This window comes from Salicola sp. Rm-C-2C1-2 (assembly GCF_040196175.1).
Classification (GTDB): Bacteria; Pseudomonadota; Gammaproteobacteria; order Pseudomonadales; family Oleiphilaceae; genus Halospina.
The window spans coordinates 172,454-196,940 of sequence record NZ_JBEFNF010000001.1 but is presented as its reverse complement, the minus strand read 5'-3'; the positions used below and the strand labels follow the sequence as shown (position 1 = coordinate 196,940).

Below are 24,487 nucleotides of genomic sequence, written 5' to 3'. Positions count from 1 at the left end.
CTTGTCCTTGTCCTGCTGATCGATGGTCTGCCACACGGAGGTGCCCAGACGTAATGCAAACCATGATAAGGATGGCCCGACGACTGTCAACCAGAGCAACCAGCTTGGTTAACAGCGCAAGCATAAGCCAGTTTTACCTCGGCCGCTGCGTCATCTGCCTGGGGCCCGATGAAAGCGGCGGGCTCTGCCGCGCCTGTCTGCAGGACCTTCCAGAAACCCGGCCCTGCTGCAGGCGCTGTGCCCTGCCACTGTCCATCGGCGAACGCGGCTCCACTCTCTGTCATCGATGCGAGCGCACTGACCCGCCTCAGGATTTGAGCCGGATCCCGTGGCGCTATGAATGCCCGGTGGACCGCATGATCCAGAACTACAAGTATCACGGCAGACGCGCTCAGGGCGCCGCGCTCGCCCGCAACTGGCTGCATGCAGCCGGAGCCCCGGCGCCGCTGCCGCAGGCCCTGATTGCGGCGCCAATGGACCCGCAGCGGCTGCGCGAGCGCGGCTTCAGTCAGACCGCAGAGCTGGCGGGCTGGTTCACACGAGCCACCCAGGTCCCGGTACTGATGGACCGACTCCAGCGCCATCCAGGCTACCAGGCCCAGGCCAGCCTTTCCCGCTCCGAGCGAACACGCAACCTGCAGCAGGCTTTCTTCGTTACTGGCAGCGCGCCTCTGCCGCGGCATATCGCTCTCATTGAGGATGTGGTCACCACCGGCGCTTCTGTGGAAGCAATGGCACACTGCCTGCGTCAGGCTGGAGTGATGCGTCTGGAGGTCTGGGCCCTAGCGAGAACGCCCTAGGCGCTAGATCAGGCAGTTGACAACCCTGTCAGCCAGGGGCAGAGAGGCCGTCAGGCCAGGCGACTCAATGCCAAACAGGTTCACTGCACCCGCCAATCCATGTTCCTCGGGCCCCTGGATGATGAAATCGGCTGGCGCGTCGCCGGGACCGTGAATGCGCGGCCGGATGCCGGCATAGGCGGGTGTGAGACGCGCGGGATCCAGCGTTGGCCACCATTGCTGCACGGCGCTGACAAAACTCGGTGCCAGTGACTCAGGCACGGCGGTCTCAAGTGCCTCCACCCAGTGGGCGTCCGGGCCGAACCGCGCCTGGCCTGCCATATCGAGGGTCAGATGCACACCAAGACCGCCGGCGCCCGGCAAAGGGTAGATCAGGCGCTGAAAGGGATGGCGACCATTGTAGGCGAAATAGTGCCCCTTGCTGAACCACTGCGACGGAATGGCCTCCGGGGCCAGCCCCTGCCATCGCCGCGCCAACGCCACCGCACCCAGACCGCCAGCATTCACCACAATGCCGGCACTGAGCTCACAGGGCACGTCGCCCCCCACCTGGATCCAGTGGCGCCCCTGCACGCTCTCGATCCGCTCTACCGGCGCCCGGCGTACCAGCCAACCGCCGTGGGCTTCCAAGTCCCCCAAAAGGGCCTGCATATAGGCGTGCGAATCCACAATGCCACTCATGGGCGATTCCAAGGCCGCAGCGGCCTTCAGCGCGGGTTCCTTTTGGCGTTCCCATGCACCCAGCCAGTTCAGGGTCACATCATTGTTGGCAGCATTGCACCGCAGCTGTTCCAGCGCCGGTATCTTATCCTCGCTTACCGCAACGAGCCATTTACCACAACGACTGTACGCCACGCCATGACGCTCACAGTAATCATACAACCGATCACGCCCTTCGCGGCACAGCTCTGCCTTCAGTGAGCCAGGGGAATAATAGATTCCTGCGTGTATGACCTCACTGTTGCGCGCGGATGTTTCCTCGCCGGGGTGAGCATGACGCTCCAGAACCAGCACTTCATGCCCGGCCCTGGCCAGCGCCCGACCTACAGACAGCCCTATAACGCCGCCACCAATAACAACTGCATCAATCTGTTCCGAATCCATGGCCAAAGGATACCATCAGGGGCTCTGATTAAAACGCCCAACCGGTTATACTGTTGGCCCTATCATTTTTCCGGGGGAAGCATGTCAGACATCCGCCAGTTCATAGCGGTCATGATCGTTGCAGCCCTGTTCGTAAGCTGGCTGGGCTGGCGCGGCTTCACCGTGGTGGAACTCAATGAAAAGCTGCGCCAACAGTCCGCTCTGGCTGACTACCCCTACCCCTTCCGCGTACTGCGCGTAGAAGGGGATACGGCCGTCATGAGCACACTGCGCTCGACCCGTATCGATACGGCCCTGGCGATGAGGGAACTTTTTCCGGATCTGGAACGGACGCCGGCAACCAGCCCTGACCTCCTGCGCGCCGAACAGGAATACGCACGCCTTCAGGCACAGGCGAGCAAGACCGTTACAACCTCACCAGGCATCCAGCGGGTACGCTGGGAGCTGGATGAGAACTGGTACTACCTCAATGACATGGCGACTCGCCGCGGCCCTGGCAGCGCAACACCCATGAACCCCGCGGCAGGTGGCTGACCCATGGAGACAATGGCACATCCCTACCAGTATCTCACCCCTGACCTGGTTCTTGATGCCGTTGAGGCCTGCGGCTACCCGGTCAATGGGCGCCTTTTCCCTCTCAACTCCTATGAAAACCGGGTCTATCAGGTCGGAATTGAAGATCGGCAGCCACTGATCGCCAAGTTCTATCGCCCCGGCCGCTGGTCCCAAGCGCAACTGGAAGAGGAGCACGGCTTTGTCGCCGAGCTGGAAGCTGCCGAGATCCCGGCGGTCGGCGCCCTGCCGATGACCGATGGCAGCTATCTTGCCAACTACGGTGGCTTCACCCTGGCCCTCTACCCCCAACGCGGTGGGCAGGCCCCGGACATCACCATGCCGGATACCCTGTTCCGCATTGGCCAGTGGCTGGGCCGAATCCACCAGGTCGGCGCGCGCTCCGACTTCCAGCACCGCCCAACCATTGACCCCGTGCGGATCATCGAGCAAGGGCATCGTTATGTGCTGCAAGCCGGTTTTATTCCGCACGATCTGAGAGAGGCCTACCAGAGCCTGATCCCGGACCTGCTTGACGCCATCAGGGCCTGCCAGGATCGAGCCGGCACCGTGACCCTGCAACGCCTCCACGGAGATTGCCACCTAGGCAACATCCTGAATCGCGAAGAACGGTTACTGTTTGTGGACTTCGACGACGCCCGCCAGGGGCCGGCCATTCAGGATATCTGGTTGATGCTGAGCGGCGACTCCGAGGAACAGCGCGGGCAGCTGGGCGAGCTGATTGACGGTTACGAGCAGTTCAACGAGTTTAACCCGGCGGAGTGCCACCTGATCGAACCGCTGCGTACCATGCGACTGATCAATCAGGCCGCCTGGCTGGCCTGGCGATGGGACGATCCTACTTTTCCCATGCACTTCCCCTGGTTCGGTCAGGACCGGTTTTGGGCTGACCACATTCTGATGCTGCGCGAGCAACTGGCGAACCTGCAGCAGCCACCGGTCCGGCCTCCTGGGCCCTGACGGCGCACACCAGCAACGGAAACCGCACAATGAATGATCCAACCGCTCGCTTCGATACTGAAACCGATGCTGTCTATGCGGGCGCCAATGGCGCTGATGATCCCTTCCGTTTTGATGAGGCGGTGGCGCGTGTCTTTCCGGACATGATCCGGCGCTCAGTACCCGGCTACACCACCATCGTGCCCATGATCGGCGTTATTGCCGCACGCTTCGCACGCCCGGATACGGCCCTCTATGATCTTGGCTGCTCGCTGGGTGCTGTCAGCCTGGCCATGCGCCACAGCGTCAGAGCTGAAAGAACACGCATCGTGGCTGTCGACAACGCCGCTTCAATGATCGAACGTTGCCGCCATTACATCGCCCTGGACGACGGCCAACTGCCAGTGGCGCTTCAGTGCGCGGACATTCGCGCCATCGACTACCAGCCTGCCAGCGTGGTCGCCCTGAACTTCACGCTCCAGTTTCTTCCCCCTGGTGACCGGGATGTCCTGCTCTCAAGACTGTGCCGGGCTCTAACCCCCGGGGGTGCCCTGGTGCTTTCGGAAAAAGTGGCCTTCGATGATCCCGCCGAACAGGCGCTACTGGAAGACCTGCATCTGGATTTCAAACGCGCCCAGGGCTATTCCGAGATGGAGATCAGCCGCAAGCGTAACGCCCTTGAAGAAGTGTTGGTCCCCGAATCCGTCGCCGCTCACCGGCGACGTCTTGAGAACGCGGGCTTTGAGCAGGTGACGCTCTGGCATCAGTCTCTCAACTTTGTCTCTATTATCGCGATTGCACCGGAGGAGGCGCCATGAACACCCGCTTTGACTGGCGAGCCGAGTACGCGAATCTGCTGGACTGGCTCTGTGACAGCGGGCGTAACCAGTGGCGGGAACAACTGGAGCAGCGCCTGAGCACCGTCTTCGAAACTCACCCCCATGGTGACCTGCCGCGCTGGCTCACGGCACTCACAAACCTGCCGTGCCTGACGGACACGGAGGCGGCGCTGGATCAACCCACGGTCACCCTCAGGGCTGCTGACAATTTAACTGACACCCAGCAGGAACAGCTGGACCAGGGGCTGCGTGGTCTCATGCCCTGGCGCAAGGGCCCTTTTGATTTCTTTGGCACCCAGATCGACACCGAGTGGCGCTCGGATTGGAAGTGGCAACGCGTCAGTCCGGGCCTCAGCGATCTGCGGAACCGCACTGTGCTGGACGTAGGCTGCGGCTCCGGCTACCACTGCTGGCGCATCCTGGGTGCCGGGGCTCGACGGGTAGTGGGCGTCGACCCCGGCACGCTGTTTCTGATGCAGTTCCAAGCAGTCCGGCGTTATCTGGTCGACCCGCCGGCCCACCTTCTGCCCCAACGGCTGGAAGACCTGCCTCACCAGCTGCAGCTGTTCGACACCACCCTGTCACTGGGCGTGCTCTACCACCGGCGCTCGCCAATCGACCACCTGCTGGAACTCAAAGGCACTCTGAAACCTGGTGGTGAGCTGGTTCTGGAGACACTGGTGATTGCGGGCGTGATGGGCGAAACCCTGATGCCCGAGGATCGCTACGCCCGCATGCGCAACGTCTGGTTCATCCCCAGCGTGCCCACCCTTGAGCGCTGGCTGCAGCGAGCCGGCTACATACAGATTGAGTGCGTGGACGTTACCCAGACAACCACCGAGGAGCAGCGTGCGACGGACTGGATGCAGTTCCAGTCACTACCTGATTTTCTGGATGCGGAGGATCCTGACCGGACCATCGAAGGCTATCCAGCACCCCGGCGGGCCACCCTGGTGGCCCGTAAGCCGGCCTGAGATTCAGACGTTGAAGGGATGGCGCAGGGTCACCGTCTCGATCCGGTCAGGGCCTGTGGAGATCACATCGATCGGCGCCTCGATCTGCTGTTCCAGAAAACGGATATAGTTGCGGGCATTCTCCGGCAGCTGGTCGATGGCCGTGATACCGGAGGTGCTCTCGGACCAGCCAGGCAGGGTCTCGTAAACCGGCTCAATAGCCTCGTACTGAGCCCCGCGGATTGGTGGACGGCTAACCCGCCCCTCCTCGGTCAGATACCCCACACAGACTTTCACCTCCTCGAGCCCATCCAGAACATCCAGCTTGGTCAGGCATATGCCGGAAACGCTATTGACCTGGATCGCATGGCGCAGTGCTACCGCATCAAACCAGCCACAACGCCTCGCACGCCCGGTAGTGGTGCCGAACTCATGCCCCTGACTCGCCAGGTGATCACCACACTCGTTAAACAGCTCAGTCGGGAAGGGACCAGAGCCCACACGCGTGGTATAGGCCTTGGTGATGCCCATGATGTAGTCCAGATACTGGGGTCCGACGCCGGTCCCGGTGGCCGCTCCGCCAGCCGTTGTATTGGAGGAGGTCACGAACGGATAGGTGCCGTGGTCAATGTCCAGAAGCGCTCCCTGAGCGCCTTCGAACAGGATATGCTCACCGCGCTTGCGAAAATCATGGAGCATATCTGTCACATCCGCGGCCATGGGCAGCAGTTCGTCGGAGTAGCCACGGAAGTCAGCCAGTGTGGCGTCCACGTCCACCGGCGATTCACCGTAGTACTCGGTGAGCACAAAATTGTGATACCCCATCAGGTGACGCAGACCGCGCTCGAACACCTCCGGATCGGCAAGATCCCCGAAGCGCAGAGCCTGACGGGAGACCTTATCCTCATAAGCAGGCCCAATACCACGGCCGGTGGTACCGATGCAGTCCTTGCCACGGGCACGCTCTCGCGCCTGGTCCAGTCTCTCGTGGGTAGGCAGAATCAACGGACAGGCCTCACTCACCCGCAACCGTGAGCGCACATCCACACCCCGCGACTCCAGCTTCTGGATTTCCTTGAGCAAGGCATCCAGCGCCAGCACCACACCATTACCGATCATGCAGGTGATGTGCTGGCGCAGGATCCCGGATGGGATCAGGTGAAGCGCTGTGGTTTCACCATCAATCACCAGTGTATGGCCGGCGTTGTGTCCGCCCTGAAACCGTGCAACGGCTGAAACCTGCTCGGTGAGCAGATCCACGATCTTGCCCTTGCCTTCGTCACCCCACTGGGTGCCCAGCACTACGACGTTCTTACCCATGAATGGCTCGCTGATCCGTTCAGAAACTCGTGATTGATGTTCGCGCCACTGTCGTTACAGCGGCTCCACCTGCCAGTCGCCATTGCGCCAGACCAGCTGGCGATCACAGCCGGGCGGGACCCGATCAGTGGCTTCGTCGTCCAGTTGCTGGATGACGATGTCACTCTGGCGCAGTTCACTGATGCGCCGACGCAGCGTCGCGTCAGTGCCCCCCGGGGCGAGAATCGCACCATTGCTGGCCCCGAAGGAGTAGCTGCCTGCCTCCAGCAGGCGGTTCAGATCGGCACTGAAACCGGTCGCCGGTCGGGCGCGACCGAAATCTTCACCTACCGCGTCATAGCGTCCGCCCTGAGCCACGGCGCCCTCCTGCCCCGGCGTATAGGCGGCGAAGACCAACCCCGTGTGATAGTTGTACCCACGCAGCTCACTGAAGTCGAACCCCACAGCGACACCGGGGTGACGCTGGCGCACGCGGGTCGCAGTCTGCTCGAGCTGATCGATCGCCTCGAGCACAGGTGCGGATGCACCTGCAAGGCGCTGCCGGGCCACCTGCGGCACCTCTTCGCCGCCACAGAGCCGACCAAGCTCGCGCAGCATGGCGCGCGCCGATCCAGGTTCGGCACTACCCAGAAGTTCATCCAGTTCCGGAATGGAACGCCGGCGCAGGGCATCAAATACACGCCCTTCCAGATCGCGCCCCAGTGCCGCCTGTTCTGCCAGACACTGGAAGATGCCCACGTGGGCAATGTCCAGATGGACCGTCTCAACACCGGCCGCGGTCAGGGTTTCCAGCATCAGATCAATGATTTCCTGGTCGGCGGCGCTGCTCCGGCTTCCGAAAAGCTCACACCCAACCTGAAGCGGAGTGCGACTGGCCAGCATACTGCTCGGGCGGGCGTTGAGCACATGCCCGGCATAACACAGGCGCGTAACGCCCGGACGGCGCAGACTGTGTGCGTCCATCCGCGCTGCCTGCGGGGTCATGTCGGCCCGCACCCCCATCATGCGACCGGTCAGCTGGTCTGTAAGCTTGAAGGTTTGAAGATCCAGATCGTTACCGGTTCCGGTCAGCAGCGACTGCAGGTATTCGATCATTGGTGGGATGATGAGCTCATAGCCCCACCGCTTATAGGTGTCCATCAACCCCCGGCGCAGTGTCTCCGCTTTCTGGGCCTGGGGCGGCAATACATCGGCTACCCCATCGGGCAGCAACCATCGATCGGACGTAGTCATGACCTTTGAATCCATGATTATTGATTCAGCATCACTGGGCAGGCACTGTTAGCGCACAATATAGAGCATAATCACGCCAATCAGCATGCTGGAAAAGCCCGCCCAGCGCATGCTTGTAGGTGCCATCTGCGCCAGAACTTCCACCATGCGCTGCCAGCGCTGCGGATATAGAAACGGCACAACACCCTCAATGATGAGCACCAGCCCCAGAGCTGTCAGCAAATCCTGCCACATGAGATATCTGGCACCGTTCGGGTTCATTACAGAGTCGAGATTCTACGCCCATAGCGCGCATAAAAAAACCGGAGCCGAAGCTCCGGTTAATAAAGGCATCCCCGTGCCTCACTGCGCCTTCATGGGCCCATCCAGCATATTCATGAAGTCGCTCTGGGAATCCATCAGGAACACATCCTGAGGACTGCTGAACGTACTTCGGTAGGCCTCGAGCGTCCGGTAGAGCTCGTAGAACTCTTTGTTCTGGCCAAAGGCCTTGGCATAGATGGTTGCGGCCTCACTGTCACCCTCGCCACGGAGCTCCTGAGCTTCCCGGTTTGCCTCGGCCAAAAGCACAGTTACCTTACGGTCCGCCGCAGCACGCACCCCTTCGGCCTTTTCACGCCCGCGCGACCGGTATTCCTGGGCCTCAGCCTGGCGCTCGGTACGCATCCGCTGGTAGACAGTCTCGCTGACCTCATTAGGCAGCTCGATACCCTTGACCCGGATATCCTGAACCCGGATGCCGAACTCTTTGCGCGTAAGTTCATCCACACTTTGCTGGATCTTCTCCATCAATTCATCACGAGCACCGGAAACCACCTCAGTCATGTTGCGCACACCGAACTCGTCCCTCAACCCATTCTCAATCCGGGAGGCAAGAAGCCCTTCAGCGCGCACCTCACTGCCACCAGTAGCCCGATAGAAGTCTGCCACATCCGTTATCTGCCAGGTCACATAGGAATCCACATCCAGCGGCTTCTTCTCAACCGTCAAGTACCGCTGGGTCTCTATGTTGAGCGTCAGAATCCGTGTATCAAATTCCTCCGCCGTCTCAACCCAGGGCAACTTGAAATGCAGCCCGGGCTCCACGCCTGTTTTGACCAGCTCACCGAAGCGCAGGACAACACCACGGTGCGTTTCCGGAACGATGTAGACGGTTGCCGACACCAGGTAAAGAACCACGACACCGGCTATGATCGCCAGTATACCCTTAGTGTTCATGCTTAACGCCTCTCCCGGCCGGAATTGCTGTTCTGCTTGTCGCGGATCCGGTCGATCACCTGATCGCTGATCCGATCGATGCGGTTCTTGGTGGAACCAATACCCTGGTGTTGACCATCACCGGAATCACTCCCATCTGGGGAAGAATCCGCCATCGCCTTAGCACCGCCCTTCATCATCTGATCCAGCGGTAGCATCATCAGGTTATTACCCTGCTCGACGTCGACCACCACCTTGCTGGTCCCAGTCAGAACCTGCTGCATGGTTTCGATATAGAGCCGACGCGAGGTGACCTCTGGAGACTGCTCGTAAACATCAAGCACATCCAGGAAACGCGCGGTATCACCCTGAGCCGCTTCCACTACTTTGGAGCGATAAGCCTTTGCGTCTTCGCGTACTCGCTGGGCCTGGCCGCGCGCTTCCGGAACGACGCGGTTGCGGTATTGCTCGGCCTGATCAACAAAGCGCTGCATGTCCTCACGCGCACGCTGAACATCGCGGAAGGCCTCCTGAACCGGGTCCGGAGGCTGGGTGCTCTCAACGTTAACGCGCAGGATCTGCATACCTACGGTGTAGGTATCCAGAAAGCGCTGGAGGCGTTTCTCAACCAGCTGGCCCAACTCCGCACGGCGCTCGGTGAGCACACCATGCAGCGTGGAACTGCCCACTTCGTGGCGTAGGGCGCTGTCTGTGGCGTACCGCAGCGTTCTGCTGGGGGCGCGCACATTGAGCACAAAGTTTTTGGGCTCCTGCACCCGATACTGAACGGCCAAGTTCACACTCACGATATTTTCGTCTTCAGTGAGCATGTGCCCGGTGGACTTGAACGAGCGTACATCGGTCACGGTCACCATGCGGACATCGTCGAGCAGCGGAATCTTGAAGTTCAGACCCGGCATGGTCGTCTTGTGATACTCGCCGAAGCGCAGCACCACGCCGTTTTCACGTTCATCAACGATGTAGACTGACTGATAGGCCAGAAATCCGAAGACAAGCAGACCTACGACGGCCAGAATCAGGGTGAAGCCACCGCCACTACTGCTGCTCCCTCCTCCTGAACCACCGCTACCGCCGGAACCGCCCTTATTCCCGAAGAGCTTGTTCAGCTTGTCGAGGCCCTTTTTGAGTGCCTCGTCCAGGTCCGGAGGCCCCTGGTCATTGCCACCGCGATTGCCCGAGCTCCAGGGGTCACGATCGTTATTGCGGTTTCCACCCGGTTCGTTCCAGGCCATAGTGTTCTCCGTCTAATGTTGTTCACTGCAGTGGCCCGGAAGCTGCCGGGCATAACAGACGCAAATAGTAGGTGTTCTGGCAGGCCGCGACAACCGGGGGAGGTCACAGACTTGAGCAGCCATCCAGTCACCGCTTTCCAAGCACACCATCTGGTCTTCATTCATGCCGGCACGGGCGAGCAGCTGGTGCCAGTCGCGGGACTCCATCCGAACTTCCAGAACCGGCTCACCCCTTTCCGACATACGTTCCGCTACCACTGAGCCTGTCTGGTAGAACTGGGCCCGCAGCCATCCATCGGCGGGAGATAGCTTCACATAACGATGAACCACGTCCTCGGCCAGGCGCTCAGCAACAGCATCACGCAGCTCCTCCATGCCGGCTCCTGTATGGGCCGACAACCAGACACGTACAGGGCGACCGCTCTCATCACGCTCCATTCCCGGCTCGCCGCCGGGAACGAGATCGATTTTGTTGCACACCTGAAGCACCGGGACCTCACCGGCACCGATGTCAGCCAGTACCGTGTTGACCTGTTCAATGGTGTCATCGCGGGTCGGATCGGTGTTGTCGATCACGTGCAGCAGCAACGATGCCTCAACCGTCTCCTCGAGCGTCGCGCGGAAAGCCTCCACCAGTTTATGCGGCAGATGCCGGATGAACCCGACTGTATCCGCCAACACCACCGGCCCTACGTCCGGAATGTGCACACGGCGCACGGTCGGATCCAGGGTAGCGAACAGCTGATCCGCCTCGAACACTGTGGAGTCGGTCAGGTGATTGAACAGCGAGGATTTGCCGGCATTGGTATAGCCCACCAGCGACACCACCGGAATCTCAGCCCGTTTACGCGACCTCCGCGCCTGCTCACGCTGACGGCGCACTTTCTCCAGCCGGCGGTTGATCTGGTTGATGCGCGCTCTCAAGAGCCGGCGGTCGGTCTCAAGCTGGGTCTCACCCGGGCCGCGCTGGCCAATACCGCCCTTCTGGCGCTCAAGGTGAGTCCAGCCCCGGACCAGGCGGGTGGACATATGCTCCAGCTGCGCCAGTTCAACCTGCAGCTTACCCTCATAGGTGCGGGCGCGCTGCGCGAAAATGTCGAGGATGACGCCGGTGCGGTCCAGAACCCGGCACTTCAGCTCAGCCTCCAGATTGCGTTCCTGGCTGGGGCTAAGCTGGTGGTTGAACAGCACCACATCGCCACCCTCAGCGTTGAGGGTGGCCCGCAGCTCTTCAAGCTTGCCCGACCCCAGAAAGAACCGCGAGCTTGGCTGGTTGCGGGACCCCGTGACCACTGCCGCACACATCACCCCGGCGGATTCCGCCAGCTCACGGAATTCATCCGGACTTTCAGGTTCCATTTCAGATGCCAGCGTAATGTGGACCAGCAGGGCCCGTTCGCCAACCTCGGGACGTTCAAACAATCAGCTGCTGCTCCTCATTCATTGTCGGCTGCCTCACCCTCACCCTCGTCACCCGGGTGCTGGGGCGCCTTAACGTTACGCGCCGGCACAATGGTGGAAATGGCGTGCTTATAGACCATCTGACTGACGGTATTACGCAGCAGAATCACAAACTGATCAAAGGATTCAATCTGCCCCTGCAGCTTGATGCCATTGACGAGAAAGATAGAGACGGGAATACGTTCCTTGCGCAGGGAATTAAGGTAAGGGTCTTGGAGGGAATGCCCTTTTGACATGATGCTGCTCCTTTATTTTTTATGCTTGCTCGCCCCCGGAGCGATCCCCGGGCGCTGTTCCTTTCATATCGTGGGGCGTGGACTCCGGAATACCGGGGAACGTGGTGCCACCATCGATGATTTTCAAGGCATCGGCCACCGTATCGCCACCCTGACTATCGAGCCAGTGCGCACCGGGCCATTTGCGCAGCCAGGTCAGCTGGCGTTTCGCAAGCTGGCGCGTGGCTGCCAGCGCGCGTTCAATCATACCATTATAATGGGTCTCGCCGTTGAGATACTCCCATGCCTGGCGGTATCCAACCGCCCGGATTGACGGCAGATCAGCAGAAAGATCACCACGCGCGTAAAGGCGACGGACCTCGTCCAGCAACCCCCGCTCCAGCATCATCATGAACCGGCGCTCGATCCGTTCATGCAGAACCCGGCGCTGCGGCGGGGCCAATGCCAGGCTGACGGTGCCCTCCGGTAGCCCGCCGCTGGATCCGTCACCGCCGGTTTGTGCCCAGAATGCCGAGATCGGCTGTCCGGAAACCAGATACACTTCCAAGGCCCGGATCAGCCGCTGACGGTTATTCGGATGCACCCTGGCGGCTGCTACCGGGTCCACAGCCGCCAGCTCGCGGTAAAGCGCCTCACCCCCCTCGGTGCTGAACCTTTGCTCGAGCTCTGCTCGCACGGCGACATCGGCCTGCGGCATGGCGGCCATGCCCTGGCGCAGTACGTTAAAATAGAGCATAGTGCCACCGACCAGTATCGGTACTCGTCCCGCGCCACGGATACGCTCAGTCAAGTCTTTCGCATCATTCGCGAACTCCGCCGCCGAATAGGGTTCGGCCGGATCACGGATGTCGATCAGGTGATGGGGGGCCCGGCGCAGCGTAGCTGCATCCGGTTTAGCAGTGCCGATATCCATGTCGCGATAAACCAGGGCGGAGTCCACACTGATCAGTTCGCCGTCCAGGCGCTCGCGCAACTCCATGGCGAGATCCGTCTTGCCCGAGGCCGTTGGCCCCATCACCAATACCGCCGAAGGGCGCTGCGCCACGTCTACTGCCCCCGCATGAAGAGCTTATCGAGGTCGCCCATGCTCAACCGCGTCCAGGTAGGCCGACCATGGTTGCACTGGCCGCTGCGTTCGGTAGCTTCCATATCCCTCAAGAGCGCGTTCATCTCCGGGATAGTGAGCTGGCGGTTAGCCCGCACCGAGCCATAACAGGCCATGGTACCCAACAAGTTTTCAATCCGCGCCTCAACCTGCTGGCTCTGACCATGGGCCACCAGATCCGAAAGCACATCACGCACCAGCTGCTCGACGTCCGCATCCCGCAAAAGAGCGGGAACCTGACGCACAGTGACCGTTTCAGGCCCCATCCGGTCCAGCTGCAGACCCAGTATGGCCATATCCTGAGCATACTGCTCGGCATGATCCGCCTCGCGCTGACTCACATTGAGAGTCAGCGGCACCAGCATCGGCTGGGATGTTACACCCTCGCCCGCAATGCCGCGCTTCATGCGCTCGTAAACGATGCGTTCATGGGCGGCGTGCATGTCCACGATCACCATCCCCTCACCACTCTGGGCCAGGATGTAAACACCGTGGAGCTGGGCGATGGCATAGCCCAGCGGCGGCACCGCCCCGTCGGATGCTTCGCTCATACTGGAAGGTGTTGAGGCACGGCTCTGAGTGAAGGGCGTGGGAGGGGCTTCACGCACGCCATTACGGGAAGGACCACCCCCTTGATGGAGCCCTCCGTAAAACGCCATCTGGGCCTCGGTTTCCGAGGGGCCGGGGGGCGCTTGCCGGCTCTGTGCCTGCCCGCCGGCTGCCTCAGCCGCGTCCGCGCCCTTCGTCACCGCCGGTTCGGACGTCGCCGGGGTACTAGCATCCGCCTGCGGCGATTCCGTGCTGTCATCGCCCGGCCGCACCTCGGCCAGCGCCCGGTGCAGGCTCCGGAACAGAAAGTCATGCACCAGACGGCCATCACGGAAGCGTACTTCATGCTTGGTCGGGTGGACGTTCACATCCACATTACCAGGGTCCACCTCCAGGTAGAGTACAAAGGCCGGGTGGCGCTGATTGTAGAGCACGTCGCGATACGCCTGGCGCACCGCATGGGCCACCAGCCGATCCCGGATAGGGCGACCATTGACGAAAAAGTACTGCAGGTCCGCCTGGCTGCGCGAGAAGGTCGGCAGCGCCACCCACCCCTGCAGACGCAGCCCCGAGGCCTGGACATCAATGCTCAGGGCATGCGTCATAAACTGGCTGCCACAGAGGCTGGCAACCCGCTGCTGCTGATCGCGTTCCGTCGTCGCCGGCCGCAGGGACTGCACCGCGCGGCCGTTATGCTGGAGCGTAAAACCCACATCGAAGCGGCTCAGCGCTTCACGCCGCAGATTCTCTTCCAGGTGGTTGAACTCGGTTTTTTCGGTACGCAGAAACTTGCGTCGGGCGGGGGTATTGAAGAACAGATCCCGAACCTCAACAGTGGTGCCCTGGGGATGAGCGGCCGGCGACACCCGAGCCTGCATGTCCTGGCCTTCTGCCTCAACGCACCACCCCTCAGTCTCACCCCGGGCACGCGAGGTCAGCGTCAGCCGGGCCACAGAGCTGATGCTTGCCAGCGCCTCCCCCCGGAAGCCGAGGGATCCCACGGCCTCCAGATCATCGAGGCTATGGACTTTACTGGTCGCGTGACGGGTCAGAGCCAGCGGCAGCTGATCATGAGCAATGCCCTCACCATCATCACGCACCCGAATCAAACGTGCCCCGCCCTGCTCCACCTCCACTTCAATCCGGGAGGCGCCGGCGTCAAGCGCATTCTCGATGAGTTCCTTCACGACCGAAGCCGGACGTTCAACGACTTCGCCGGCCGCAATCTGGTTAGCGAGACGGGGAGGTAGTGTCTGGATGGCTGCCATGAGCGTAATGGTACCAGATCAGGACGACGGGATGCTGATGACCTCGCCGATGTGCAACGTCTCGCCATTCAGGTCATTGACCGTCTTGAGTTTCTGAACGGACACCTGGTTGCGTCTCGCGATGGCGGACAGAGTATCGCCGCGGCGGATTTCATACTCTCGCTCCTCGCCGCCATTTCGCTGGCGGTGCGCAATCAGAGTCCCCGGCGGCGGAGATGAACGGAAATGTCGATCAATGCCGTCGACCATGGCATCCACGATACGCTTCTGGTGGCCAGCCCGGGTCAGCTTCTGCTCATCCGTCGGATTGGAGATAAAACCGGCCTCCACGAGGATCGACGGAATGTCCGGGCTTTTGAGCACCGCAAAGCCGGCCTGCTCCACAGATGATTTGTGCAGTTTACCGACCGAGTCGAGCTGATCGAGCACATTGGACCCCACGCCCATGCTGTACTCGATGCTTGCCGTCATGGAAAGATCCAGCAACACCCCAGCAAGCATCTCGTCCTTATCCTTGAGGGATACGCCTCCAACCCCGCCGATGAGATCGGCACTGTTTTCACTCTCAGCCAGCCATCGGGCGGTCTCACTACTCGCGCCATCCGTGGACAGCGCATAGACCGAGGCACCGCGCGGCTGCGGCGAACGGAACGCATCCGCATGCACGGAAACAAACAGATCCGCGTTGTAATCACGGGCGATTTCGGTGCGCTTACGCAGACCAATGTAATAATCGTCCTTGCGGGTCAGATAGGCCTGGAATCCCTCCATGGCATCAATCCGCTCCACCATCCGTTGAGACAGTGCCATGGTAACCTCTTTTTCCTGAGTTCCCGAGGGACCGATGGCACCAGGATCCTCTCCCCCATGGCCGGCATCGACCACGACAATGACGTCACGGCGCTTACTCTCACTCTGGTCTTCGAGCACTGCTTTCTGCTCCTGATCCCGGGTGTTGTCGAGATCCATCAGATCCACCACCAGACGGTGGCCATACTGTTCGTTGGGACGGAGCAGAAAACTGCGTGGCTCCACATCCTCTTTCATGTCCAGGACCACGCGCAGATCCCCGTTCTGCCGGCGACCTGTGCGGATCTGGCGGATGGGGGTATCATCCAGATTCAGGGTGCCGAGATTGGTCTCCAGATCCGCTTGTTCCACATCGATCACCAGCCGGCGGGGTGACTCCAGAGCAAACAACCGATGCTCCACTGAGTCACCGGTTTCCAGCACCAGGCGGGTGTGGTCAGTCGCCGGCCAGATCCGGGCATTATCCACTGGCGTCCCGGCCTGTGCCACGGTCGCTAATATCAGGACCAGACTTGCCAGAAAACGTGTGGTCCTTGCGCTCATTACCCGCTGCTCCCATTGACCAGGATCTGTGACAGAACCCGGGCAATCTGATCATTCGTATCCACACGAGCGGTACGCCCGCTGCCCCCATCCGCAATTTCAACCCGGCATTCCGGCGCTGGCAGCATACCACCAGCACGTTCAGGCCACTCGATCAGCACCAGGGCCCCCTCTTCCATGTAGTCGCGGATACCCATCATTTCCAGTTCCTCCGAGTCGCCAAGTCGATAGAGATCGAAGTGATAGACCTTCGGCGATAGGGTTTCGTAGGGCTCAACCAGCGTAAAGGTGGGGCTGCGCACCGCACCCTCGTGCCCCAGAGCGTGCATAAGTCCACGTGCCAGTGTGGTCTTGCCAACGCCCAGATCGCCGGCCAGGTAAACCAAGCCGCCCGCGGCAAGAGCGTTTGCCAGAGCCGCGCCCAGAGCTTCGGTCGCCTGCTCATCCGGGAGCTCCAGCGCCAGCGATTCATCCATGTGGCGACTCCGCGGAGACGGTGTCTGCCGCTGCAGCGAATGCCTGTGCAAGATCACCGGCCAGCACCCCCTCAGGGCCAGCCCAGGCCAGCGCATGATCCGCCGCCGCTGCGTGCCACGCCGCGCCTGTCACAGCCGCATCAACCGGCCCCAGGCCCTGCCCCAGAAGCGCCCCCAGGGCACCACTGAGCACATCCCCCATGCCAGCGGTGGCCATGCCCGGATTGCCCCCCTCAATAACAGCCGGCGCCCGCCCGCGCGCGCCCACCAGACTGCCGGCACCCTTCAGAATGACGCTAGCTCCCTGTTGCTCGATCAGTCTATCCAGAGCCTGATAACGGTCAGCCTCGACCTCCGCCACATTGGTCTCCAGCAACCGCGCTGCCTCACCCGGGTGCGGTGTCAGAATCCACTGCTCGGCATCAGCCGGGACTCCCTGCTGCTGCATCAGCGCCAGAGCATCCGCATCCGCAACCACGGGCCCGGGGAAACCAGCCACCCGCTGCAGCATCTGCTGCCCCCAGGCGTTGCTACCGAGACCAGGACCGACCACGACGGCATCCACTTGCTCCAACAGCGGATCCAACCCGTTACCGTGCTCCACCGCCCGCGCCTGGATTTCCGGGCGCCGGGCCAGCGCCGCCGGCACATGGGAAGCCCGGGTAGCCAGAAACACCAGTCCGGCACCACAACGCAGCGCCGCTTCACCAGCCAGAATGCCCGCGCCGCCCATGCCCTCGTCTCCGCCAACCACCAGAACACGCCCGCATTCACCCTTATGGGTGGTGGGATGCCTGCGGGGCAGTTGCGCGAGCGCAGCCTTCGGCGCCCAGAGCCAGGCTTCAGGAGACGGTTCCGCCTCATAGACCGCCGCATCCACAGCCAGATCATCAAACGTCACAGGCCCGGTGCAGTCCCTCGCCTGGCCCGTGTACAACCCTGTTTTACGACCAATAAACGTAATGGTAGCCGCCGCCCGAGCCGCAACGCCCAACACCCGACCCGTACCACTACAGAGTCCAGAAGGAATATCCACAGCAAGCACGGGTACCGGCGACGCATTCAGTTGCTCGATCACACCGGCATAAGGGGGACGCACCTCACCGGAAAGCCCGGTCCCCAGAAGGGTATCCAAGACCAGGTCCGATTCAGCCAAAAGCGCAACCAAGCCATCTTCACCAAGGGCCTCAAACGGTATCACCTCGACGCCGTTTTCACGCGCAAACGCATGGGCTGAGGCAGCGGTCCCGCTGAGCTTCGAGGGATCGGAAACGGCCACGCACTGGCAGGCAACTCCCTGCTGAGCCGCTAGGCCAGCCACCACATAACCATCGCCTCCATTGTTACCCCCACCACAGAGCACAAGCAGACGCCGCGCCTGCGGCCAGCGCCGACGCGCCAACCGGAAAGCGGCTTTACCGGCCCGTTTCATCAATTCAAAACCGTCCACCCCGAATGCCTCAATGGCGGTTCGATCCAGGTTGCGTACCTGCTCAGCGGTGTACAATGGTAGCGGCTGGTTTGGCATGTTTTCGCTCAAAAATGAACCAGTTATCACAATGCGGTTGAAAAAATCCGCACAGAACCCTGATAAGCATAGCAAATTCCGGCTTGAGCGCCATAACACTGTATGACCGATAACCTCACAACCACCGCCGGGAAGGTCCGCGACTGGGCTCATGATCTGGGCTTCCAGGCAGTAGGCATTACCCACACCGAGCTGGATGACGCCGGCAACCGTCTCAATCAGTGGCTGAACCAGGATCTGAACGCGGATCTTGAGTACATGGCCGCGCACGGCAGCAAACGTTACCGACCCGACGAGCTGGTCCCTGGTACCCAAAGGATCATTGCTGTGAGGCTGGACTACCGGCCTGAACCGGATGACCCGGAGACGGTTCTTGCCGATGACGAAAAGGCCTACATCACCCGCTACAGCCTGGGCCGGGATTACCACAAGCTTATGCGCAAGCGATTGGCCAAGCTGGCAAAGTGGATCGATGAGGCTCTACCCGGCTATTATCACCGCCCCTTCGTGGACAGCGCGCCGGTGCTTGAAAAGCCCATAGCGGTCAAGGCCGGTCTGGGCTGGCAGGGCAAGCACACCCTGGTGCTGCACCCGCAGGCGGGCTCCTGGTTCTTCCTGGGCGAGATCTACACCAGTGCCCCACTACCGGTGGACGAGCCCTGGACAACGGATCATTGCGGCAGCTGCACCGCCTGCCTGGACGTCTGCCCCACCAACGCCTTTCCGGAGCCCTATGTGCTCGACGCGGGCCGCTGCATCTCCTATCTCACCATCGAGAACAACGGCCCCATCCCGGAGGAACTGCGCCCGCTGATGGGCAACCGCGTCTTCGGCTGCGACGACTGCCAGCTGGTCTGCCCCTTCAACAAGTTCAGCGATTCGACGGAGGAACCCGACTTCCAGCCCCGCCACGGACTGGACAACAGCACCTTGGCTGAGCTGTTCCTGTGGGACGAGGAGACGTTCCTGAAACGCACCGAGGGCTCGGCCATCCGGCGGGCCGGCTACGAGGGCTGGTTACGGAACCTGGCGGTGGGGCTGGGCAACGCCCCGAGCACCATTCCGGTGATTGAGGCGTTGAAAGCGCGGAGGGATTATCCGACAGAGCTGGTTCGAGAGCATGTGCAATGGGCGCTGCGCAGACATGGCAGTACTCAGGTATGATCTGAATCCACACCGAAGGTCCCATACCTGACCATCAATGGAGGAACGCTGACTATATAAAAGCGAATGGCGTCGCGCTTACAGCCCAAACAATGTCTTCCTGTAATGTTGCAACTCGGCAATGGACTCACGGATGTCGTCCAGCGCCTGGTGCGCCCCCTTCTTCTTGAACCCTTCCAGAGCTTCAGGGTTCCAGCGCTTGGCCAACTCTTTGACGGTGCTCACGTCCAGGTTACGGTAATGGAAAAAGGCTTCCAGTTCGGGCATGTAGCGGGCGAGGAAGCGCCGGTCCTGGCAGATGCTGTTGCCGCAGATGGGCGAGGTGCGCGCGTCCACCCACTCCTTCAGGAAGGCGATGGTTTCCCGCTCGGCATCGCGCTCGGTCAGACTGCTCTCGCGCACGCGTCGGGTCAGGCCGGAATTGCCGTGGGTAGTCGTGTTCCATTCATCCATGGCCTCGAGCGCCGCTTCCGACTGGTGCACTGCCAGCACCGGCCCCTCGGCCAGGATGTTGAGATGGTCGTCGGTGATGATGGTCGCCACTTCGATGATGCGGTCGCTGTCCGGATCCAGCCCCGTCATCTCCAGATCGATCCAGATCAGTCGCTGAACCCGTTCATTGTGCTGCGCCATGGCTGATGCGCTCCTTTTCCGATAAGCTGTTGGTTTAGCGTCATCTTCTCACAGCATCAAGACAAGACCCAGTGTCCGGCAAACGCAACCTCTCTCACCAGCAACAGCGCCGCATCCGGTCCCGCCAACAACAGTGGCAGGACGCCGCGCGCGAAGAAGGTCACGACGGTACCGTGGTGGCGCACTTCGGGGGCGAGCTGCTGATTGACTATCCCCTGGACGAAGGTTGGGAGCAGCGCCGCGCTCAGCCGAGGGCCAATCTCGGCGGCCTGGTCGCCGGCGACCGGATCGTGTGGCGCGAGGAAGAAAATGGCACCGCCGTGGTCGTGGCGCGGCAGCCGCGCGAGCGCGAGCTCCAGCGCCCTGACCGCTACGGCCGGCTCAAGACCATGGCCGCCAACATTGACCGGCTGGTGCTGGTCATCGCCCCTGCTCCGGCGCCCCAACCAACTCTGATGGACCGCTATCTGGCGGCCGCAGAGATTCACGGGCTGTCCGTGGTGATCCTGCTTAACAAGGCCGACCTTCTCGATGAGGAGAGCATGGAGTTGCTGGAAGAAGTTCTGGAGCCTTATCGGGATCTGGGTTATCCCGTGGCGCTGACTTCCGTTTCCGAAGAAGACGAAAGCGTCCTTCCCGACCCCATCGACGACAGCGCTACCAGCATCATTACGGGCCAGTCAGGCGTGGGTAAGTCCAGCCTCATCCGCCGCTGGCTGCCGGGCACCGAAATCCGCACGGGCGACCTTACACGCCGCGGAGAGGGCACCCATACCACCACGACAGCCTGCCTGTACCGGCTCGCCAATGGTGGCGCGATTATCGACTCACCCGGCATCCGCGAATTCGGGCTATGGCATATCAGTCCGGAGAATGTAATTGATGGGTTCCCCGATGTTCGCGAATGGGTCGGCCACTGCCGGTTCCGCGACTGCCGGCATCATAAGGAGCCCGGCTGCGCCCTTAAGGAAGCGGTGGAGGATGGGACACTGGACCCTGAACGGGTTGAGAACTACCTCGTGATCCGCGATGAAGCCGAGGCCGGCCGGACTACCAATTAACCTCGGACTCGTCGACCTGGCTCTCCTGCGCCCGCTCCATCCAGTTATCGTCGGCCATGGTTTCACGATCCTCGGGGTCGGCAGTATCGCCGGATTCGCGCTTCTCCATGGCTTTGCGGGCTGCCTCGGTCAACACAATGATTGAAATGCGGCGGTTTACCGGCGCCTGCGGCTCCTCCTTATTGAACAGCACCGAATCAGCAAGCCCCACCACCCGACCAATATGATTTTTGGGCACACCACCAGCGACCAGGGTGCGGCGCGCTGCATTGGCGCGGTCCGCTGAAAGCTCCCAGTTTGTGTACTGGTCATTGGTCTGGGCGAATGGCGTGCGATCCGTGTGGCCGGTAATGCTGAGCTTATTTGAAACCTCGGCGAGGGGCTCGGCCAGCTCAAACAGAATATCCCGGGAGTAGGGCTTCAACTCGTCGCCACCGCTGGCAAACATCGGCCGCTGCGAACGGTCCACGATCTGAATTCGGAGCCCTTCATCCGTAATGTCGATCATCAATTGGTCTTTAAACTTCTGCAGGGTCTCGCTTTCCTTGAGCTTCTGATCAAGATCCTGCATGAGCTGCTCCGTCTGGCGCTGTTCCATGGCCTCCGCGAGCTCTTTGACCTGATCTTCCTTGAGACTGAGAGGCTCTGGCGCAACATCACTGGGGCCTTCATTACGAGTAACAGCCGGCGCCCCACCCAGATCCACGGGGTTGGGATTCCCCCCCTCTTCATAGCCCACTGGGTCCGAGAAGTAGCGGGAAATATCCTTTTTCTGCTCGGGCGTAGCCTGGTTGGTTGCCCACATCACAAGGAAGAATGCCATCAGGGCCATGGCAAAATCAGCGAACGCCACCTTCCAGGCGCCGCCATGGTGGCCGCCTTCGACTTTCTTTACCCGCTTTACAACAATGGGACGGTCTTCCAAGGCGCGCCTCGTCTCGCGTTAAGTCTGCCGCATTCACTTGGAACGCATATGATCGTCCAATTCCTGGAAACTGGGGCGCGCTTCAGTCGGTAGCACCTTGCGCCCAAACTCAACCGCCATTTGCGGCGCCTGGCCAGACACCGTTGCCAGCAGTGCGTTCTTGACGCATTCGTAGCAATGCATCTCCTCGTCCACCTGACGCTCCATGGTCTTACTGATTGGACCTACATAACCATAAGCCGCCCAGATGCCCGTAAGAGTGCCGGCTAGAGCCGCGCCAATCAGCCCCCCTATTTTGGAGGTGCTGCCGCCCAGATACCCCATGGTGATAATAATACCCAGGATTGCTGCAACAATGCCCAGACCAGGCAGCGCTTCAGCAACCCCCGCTACAGCGTGTGCCGGCTCTTTCAGTTCCTCTTCCCGTTTCTCGATCTCCTGATCCATCAACCCTTCAAGCTCGTGGGTTGCCATATTGCCGGTACTCATGATCCGCAGATAATCAGTAATGAAATGCAGCAGCTCTTCGTTTTTGATAACTGCGGGATAACGCGTGAAGATCTGGCTCTCCTCGGGATCGTCGACGTCCGCCTCAATGGACATGATGCCCTGTTTCCGGGTCTTATCGAAGACATCAGAGAGCAGGCTCAAAAGGTCCGTATAGAACGCTTTATTGAAGGGCGTGCCCATGATGAGCCGCGGCCAGGCGGCGAACGTGGCCTTGACGGTATGGAAGTTATTACCCATCAGGAACGCGCCAAACGCCGCCCCGAAAATAACCAGCAGTTCGGTGGGCTGCCACAGCACGGGCAGCTTGCCTCCGTGCAGCACATACCCGACCAACACGCTGAACGTGACCACTACCGCGCCGATGATGATGAGCATGGGTTAGCGTAACTCCTGCTGGACTGGTCTCGCGTGGTAATACAACCCGCTGCTAATTCTGGACCAGACCAGACGCACCCGCAAATCGCACAGCATCTAACTGCACCCAAGTCGTGCTATAGCAGCAAAAGTGAAGGCGAAGTGAGTACAGTTCGTCGAGGCGAGACTTGCGAGTCAGCTTCCTGCCGTTGGGTTTCCGTCCCGAGACTCCCCCTACCCAATTCGCCCAGAAAGCGCTATATTTTATAGGTGGTATCTTAATATGGAGTTTGATATTGGAAAATTCTGAACATGCTCGCTATCAGCTGATTGAAGGCGATTTCTCAGCCGAAGAAGCTAAGACCATTCTCCTAGCTTTAATCGAACACAAAATCCAATTCCACCGAAAAGACAGGTTCAGCCAGCAGGAACGGCTAGGCGATATCAGCGAGCAGAGCGACCGACGTATTGAGCAGCTATTACAGACCAAGGCCGATTTGACGGAACTGATCGCCAGCGCAGATTCGAAAGATGAACGACTGTCGATCAACTGTGTCATAGATATTACCCGTACTTAGGAGTAAACGACTCGTTACAAAGCCTTCAGCCAGCTCCGGGCCTCTGTGCCCAAACCTACTCAGTCCTGGGTTCACTCGGACGCTCTCAAGCTTTGATGGAGATGTACATCGTCCAGCTGACGCAATAGTTCCATTACGACGGGCTTATCATATCGGCGTTTCTCAGTGATGGCATAGAAGTACTCATAGACATCCGGCAACTCCCCATACTCCACAAGCATTCCTGAGTGCAGCTCATCCTTAACAACAACCTTCGGCAGCACGGCGGCAAACTGGGAATCTCTGGCGAGAAGACGCAGCATAGCCATATCATCGACCTCTGCCACGATGACAGGCGCTACCCCGATACGTCTGCAGTAGAGGTCGAACGAGGCTCGAAAACCACTACTACGACCTGGTAGGAGCAGCGGCGCGCCGTCGATATCAGAGACATGGTTCGACGTCTCCATCAGGCTGGGCGGCCCTACAATGCTGCCCACCTGGCGAGCAATTTCCTGGCAGGACCGGATGCCTGCCGACCCTGGGGCTACGGCGGTATTCGACAGGATCAGATCCACGCTGTGATTTTCCAAAGCTTTGAGCAGATCATCCAGACGCCCCGAGTTGAGTGTCATGTTCACATCGCTACTGCCGATCAGCGGGGACAGGAAAGCCTCCTGAAAGTTCCGCGAGAGCGTGGAAACGGCCCCAACATGGACGTCCCGCGTCCTACTTTCTTCGCCCTCTGAAAGCAGCCCCACCAGTTCGGCACCGGATTGGAAGATTTCCTCGGCATGACGCATGGCCACACGCCCGGCCTCGGTGAGTTGGAGAGTTCGCCCCTGGCGCTCAAATAAGGTCTGGCCCAACGCCGATTCGAGGCGATGCACGTGGGTGGAAACTGCAGACTGAGCAACATGGAGCTGGTCTGCGGCGCGCGTCAGGTTGCCAAGCTGTCCAACCCACCAGAAATGGTAAAGATGGTGGTAATTAAGCTTATTCAATCTAAAAAATAGATCTTTCGATTCCATAGTTTCTATTTTTAATATGTTTTTAACCAGCTGACAATCCCGGCAAACAAAGTTGACCCAAGAGG

General features: G+C 60.5%; 25 protein-coding genes and 1 pseudogene. 9 read left to right on the top strand and 17 right to left on the bottom strand.

Annotated elements, in window-relative coordinates; all coding sequences use genetic code 11:
* Positions 1–53: 53 nt before the first annotated feature.
* Together AAF659_RS15025 and AAF659_RS00870 are read left to right on the top strand one after the other, a co-directional pair.
* Positions 54–278, top strand: a pseudogene (locus AAF659_RS15025) (double zinc ribbon domain-containing protein); the annotation flags it as partial.
* 78 nt (positions 279–356) lie between these two features.
* Positions 357–800, top strand: coding sequence for a ComF family protein (locus tag AAF659_RS00870; protein ID WP_349749808.1), 444 nt, complete (start codon positions 357–359; stop codon positions 798–800).
* Positions 801–803: 3 nt separating this feature from the next.
* On the opposite strand, the gene AAF659_RS00865 is transcribed toward AAF659_RS00870, so the two are convergent.
* Positions 804–1,904 (bottom strand): NAD(P)/FAD-dependent oxidoreductase, encoded by a 1,101-nt coding sequence (locus tag AAF659_RS00865; protein ID WP_349749807.1) that lies wholly within the window; start codon positions 1,902–1,904, stop codon positions 804–806.
* Between the two features lie 81 nt (positions 1,905–1,985).
* Here AAF659_RS00865 and AAF659_RS00860 point away from each other — a divergent pair, with 81 nt between their 5' ends.
* Genes AAF659_RS00860 through cmoB form a run of 4 tightly spaced genes read left to right on the top strand, consistent with a single transcriptional unit; the run spans position 1,986 to position 5,229 of the window.
* A complete protein-coding gene (locus AAF659_RS00860) occupies positions 1,986–2,438 on the top strand; it encodes a hypothetical protein (protein ID WP_349749806.1) in 453 nt (150 codons plus the stop codon).
* A gap of 3 nt (positions 2,439–2,441) precedes the next feature.
* A complete protein-coding gene (locus AAF659_RS00855; RefSeq protein WP_349749805.1) occupies positions 2,442–3,437 on the top strand; it encodes a serine/threonine protein kinase in 996 nt (331 codons plus the stop codon).
* A gap of 29 nt (positions 3,438–3,466) precedes the next feature.
* A complete protein-coding gene (cmoA, locus tag AAF659_RS00850; RefSeq protein ID WP_349749804.1) occupies positions 3,467–4,234 on the top strand; it encodes a carboxy-S-adenosyl-L-methionine synthase CmoA in 768 nt (255 codons plus the stop codon).
* Positions 4,231–5,229 carry a tRNA 5-methoxyuridine(34)/uridine 5-oxyacetic acid(34) synthase CmoB gene (cmoB, locus tag AAF659_RS00845; RefSeq protein ID WP_349749802.1) on the top strand — a complete coding sequence of 333 codons (999 nt, stop codon included), beginning with the start codon at positions 4,231–4,233 and terminating at the stop codon, positions 5,227–5,229. Before cmoA ends, cmoB begins: the two co-directional genes overlap by 4 nt.
* A 3-nt stretch (positions 5,230–5,232) precedes the next feature.
* Here the strand turns inward: cmoB and AAF659_RS00840 are convergent, their stop codons facing one another.
* The 12 genes from AAF659_RS00840 to AAF659_RS00785 all read right to left on the bottom strand — a co-directional run bounded on the left by AAF659_RS00840 (position 5,233) and on the right by AAF659_RS00785 (position 18,187).
* A complete protein-coding gene (locus AAF659_RS00840) occupies positions 5,233–6,528 on the bottom strand; it encodes an adenylosuccinate synthase (protein WP_349749801.1) in 1,296 nt (431 codons plus the stop codon).
* A 54-nt stretch (positions 6,529–6,582) separates the two neighbouring features.
* Complete coding sequence (locus AAF659_RS00835) at positions 6,583–7,761, bottom strand: ATP phosphoribosyltransferase regulatory subunit (protein ID WP_349749800.1); 1,179 nt, start codon at positions 7,759–7,761, stop codon at positions 6,583–6,585.
* Between the two features lie 48 nt (positions 7,762–7,809).
* Positions 7,810–7,995 (bottom strand): DUF2065 domain-containing protein, encoded by a 186-nt coding sequence (locus tag AAF659_RS00830; protein ID WP_349749799.1) that lies wholly within the window; start codon positions 7,993–7,995, stop codon positions 7,810–7,812.
* 108 nt (positions 7,996–8,103) lie between these two features.
* Positions 8,104–8,979 carry a protease modulator HflC gene (hflC, locus tag AAF659_RS00825; protein ID WP_349749798.1) on the bottom strand — a complete coding sequence of 292 codons (876 nt, stop codon included), beginning with the start codon at positions 8,977–8,979 and terminating at the stop codon, positions 8,104–8,106.
* 2 nt (positions 8,980–8,981) lie between these two features.
* On the bottom strand, positions 8,982–10,211 hold the full coding sequence (gene hflK / locus AAF659_RS00820; RefSeq protein ID WP_349749797.1) for an FtsH protease activity modulator HflK: 1,230 nt from the start codon (positions 10,209–10,211) through the stop codon (positions 8,982–8,984).
* Positions 10,212–10,223: 12 nt separating this feature from the next.
* Positions 10,224–11,633, bottom strand: coding sequence for a ribosome rescue GTPase HflX (gene hflX / locus AAF659_RS00815; protein ID WP_349749796.1), 1,410 nt, complete (start codon positions 11,631–11,633; stop codon positions 10,224–10,226).
* Positions 11,634–11,647: 14 nt separating this feature from the next.
* Positions 11,648–11,908 (bottom strand): RNA chaperone Hfq, encoded by a 261-nt coding sequence (gene hfq, locus AAF659_RS00810; protein ID WP_349749795.1) that lies wholly within the window; start codon positions 11,906–11,908, stop codon positions 11,648–11,650.
* A gap of 19 nt (positions 11,909–11,927) precedes the next feature.
* Entirely contained in the window at positions 11,928–12,953 is a 1,026-nt protein-coding gene (gene miaA / locus AAF659_RS00805; protein WP_502949178.1) for a tRNA (adenosine(37)-N6)-dimethylallyltransferase MiaA, read from the bottom strand.
* Positions 12,954–12,955: 2 nt separating this feature from the next.
* Complete coding sequence (gene mutL, locus AAF659_RS00800) at positions 12,956–14,830, bottom strand: DNA mismatch repair endonuclease MutL (RefSeq protein ID WP_349749793.1); 1,875 nt, start codon at positions 14,828–14,830, stop codon at positions 12,956–12,958.
* An 18-nt stretch (positions 14,831–14,848) separates the two neighbouring features.
* A complete protein-coding gene (locus AAF659_RS00795; RefSeq protein ID WP_349749792.1) occupies positions 14,849–16,183 on the bottom strand; it encodes an N-acetylmuramoyl-L-alanine amidase in 1,335 nt (444 codons plus the stop codon).
* Entirely contained in the window at positions 16,183–16,659 is a 477-nt protein-coding gene (gene tsaE / locus AAF659_RS00790) for a tRNA (adenosine(37)-N6)-threonylcarbamoyltransferase complex ATPase subunit type 1 TsaE (protein WP_349749790.1), read from the bottom strand. Before tsaE ends, AAF659_RS00795 begins: the two co-directional genes overlap by 1 nt.
* Complete coding sequence (locus tag AAF659_RS00785; protein ID WP_349749788.1) at positions 16,652–18,187, bottom strand: NAD(P)H-hydrate dehydratase; 1,536 nt, start codon at positions 18,185–18,187, stop codon at positions 16,652–16,654. Before AAF659_RS00785 ends, tsaE begins: the two co-directional genes overlap by 8 nt.
* A 102-nt stretch (positions 18,188–18,289) precedes the next feature.
* Between AAF659_RS00785 and queG the strand changes: the two genes are divergently transcribed.
* Positions 18,290–19,351, top strand: coding sequence for a tRNA epoxyqueuosine(34) reductase QueG (gene queG, locus AAF659_RS00780; RefSeq protein ID WP_349749786.1), 1,062 nt, complete (start codon positions 18,290–18,292; stop codon positions 19,349–19,351).
* A 78-nt stretch (positions 19,352–19,429) separates the two neighbouring features.
* Here the strand turns inward: queG and orn are convergent, their stop codons facing one another.
* Positions 19,430–19,984, bottom strand: a complete 555-nt coding sequence (gene orn / locus AAF659_RS00775; RefSeq protein ID WP_349749785.1) for an oligoribonuclease — start codon at positions 19,982–19,984, stop codon at positions 19,430–19,432.
* A 71-nt stretch (positions 19,985–20,055) separates the two neighbouring features.
* On the opposite strand from orn, the gene rsgA reads away from it, so the two are divergent.
* On the top strand, positions 20,056–21,045 hold the full coding sequence (rsgA, locus tag AAF659_RS00770) for a ribosome small subunit-dependent GTPase A (RefSeq protein ID WP_349749784.1): 990 nt from the start codon (positions 20,056–20,058) through the stop codon (positions 21,043–21,045).
* Here the strand turns inward: rsgA and motB are convergent.
* Together motB and motA are read right to left on the bottom strand one after the other, a co-directional pair.
* Positions 21,035–21,970 carry a flagellar motor protein MotB gene (gene motB / locus AAF659_RS00765; RefSeq protein WP_349749783.1) on the bottom strand — a complete coding sequence of 312 codons (936 nt, stop codon included), beginning with the start codon at positions 21,968–21,970 and terminating at the stop codon, positions 21,035–21,037. The genes rsgA and motB overlap by 11 nt on opposite strands.
* Before the next feature lie 33 nt (positions 21,971–22,003).
* A complete protein-coding gene (gene motA, locus AAF659_RS00760; protein ID WP_349749782.1) occupies positions 22,004–22,855 on the bottom strand; it encodes a flagellar motor stator protein MotA in 852 nt (283 codons plus the stop codon).
* Between the two features lie 275 nt (positions 22,856–23,130).
* On the opposite strand from motA, the gene AAF659_RS00755 reads away from it, so the two are divergent.
* Positions 23,131–23,412, top strand: coding sequence for a hypothetical protein (locus tag AAF659_RS00755; RefSeq protein ID WP_349749781.1), 282 nt, complete (start codon positions 23,131–23,133; stop codon positions 23,410–23,412).
* A 71-nt stretch (positions 23,413–23,483) separates the two neighbouring features.
* On the opposite strand, the gene AAF659_RS00750 is transcribed toward AAF659_RS00755, so the two are convergent.
* On the bottom strand, positions 23,484–24,395 hold the full coding sequence (locus tag AAF659_RS00750; RefSeq protein ID WP_349749780.1) for a LysR family transcriptional regulator: 912 nt from the start codon (positions 24,393–24,395) through the stop codon (positions 23,484–23,486).
* Positions 24,396–24,487 lie beyond the last annotated feature (92 nt).

Coding starts and splice junctions, on each gene's coding strand:
- AAF659_RS00855 (WP_349749805.1), top strand. CDS start 2,442: ATGGAGACAATGGCACATCCCTACCAGTATCTCACCCCTGACCTGGTT.
- AAF659_RS00840 (WP_349749801.1), bottom strand. CDS start 6,528: ATGGGTAAGAACGTCGTAGTGCTGGGCACCCAGTGGGGTGACGAAGGC.
- AAF659_RS00860 (WP_349749806.1), top strand. CDS start 1,986: ATGTCAGACATCCGCCAGTTCATAGCGGTCATGATCGTTGCAGCCCTG.
- hflK (WP_349749797.1), bottom strand. CDS start 10,211: ATGGCCTGGAACGAACCGGGTGGAAACCGCAATAACGATCGTGACCCC.
- AAF659_RS00870 (WP_349749808.1), top strand. CDS start 357: ATGATCCAGAACTACAAGTATCACGGCAGACGCGCTCAGGGCGCCGCG.
- hfq (WP_349749795.1), bottom strand. CDS start 11,908: ATGTCAAAAGGGCATTCCCTCCAAGACCCTTACCTTAATTCCCTGCGC.
- AAF659_RS00865 (WP_349749807.1), bottom strand. CDS start 1,904: ATGGATTCGGAACAGATTGATGCAGTTGTTATTGGTGGCGGCGTTATA.
- cmoA (WP_349749804.1), top strand. CDS start 3,467: ATGAATGATCCAACCGCTCGCTTCGATACTGAAACCGATGCTGTCTAT.
- AAF659_RS00830 (WP_349749799.1), bottom strand. CDS start 7,995: ATGTGGCAGGATTTGCTGACAGCTCTGGGGCTGGTGCTCATCATTGAG.
- cmoB (WP_349749802.1), top strand. CDS start 4,231: ATGAACACCCGCTTTGACTGGCGAGCCGAGTACGCGAATCTGCTGGAC.
- orn (WP_349749785.1), bottom strand. CDS start 19,984: ATGGCGCAGCACAATGAACGGGTTCAGCGACTGATCTGGATCGATCTG.
- queG (WP_349749786.1), top strand. CDS start 18,290: ATGACCGATAACCTCACAACCACCGCCGGGAAGGTCCGCGACTGGGCT.
- mutL (WP_349749793.1), bottom strand. CDS start 14,830: ATGGCAGCCATCCAGACACTACCTCCCCGTCTCGCTAACCAGATTGCG.
- hflC (WP_349749798.1), bottom strand. CDS start 8,979: ATGAACACTAAGGGTATACTGGCGATCATAGCCGGTGTCGTGGTTCTT.
- motA (WP_349749782.1), bottom strand. CDS start 22,855: ATGCTCATCATCATCGGCGCGGTAGTGGTCACGTTCAGCGTGTTGGTC.
- AAF659_RS00835 (WP_349749800.1), bottom strand. CDS start 7,761: ATGACTACGTCCGATCGATGGTTGCTGCCCGATGGGGTAGCCGATGTA.
- tsaE (WP_349749790.1), bottom strand. CDS start 16,659: ATGGATGAATCGCTGGCGCTGGAGCTCCCGGATGAGCAGGCGACCGAA.
- AAF659_RS00785 (WP_349749788.1), bottom strand. CDS start 18,187: ATGCCAAACCAGCCGCTACCATTGTACACCGCTGAGCAGGTACGCAAC.
- AAF659_RS00795 (WP_349749792.1), bottom strand. CDS start 16,183: ATGAGCGCAAGGACCACACGTTTTCTGGCAAGTCTGGTCCTGATATTA.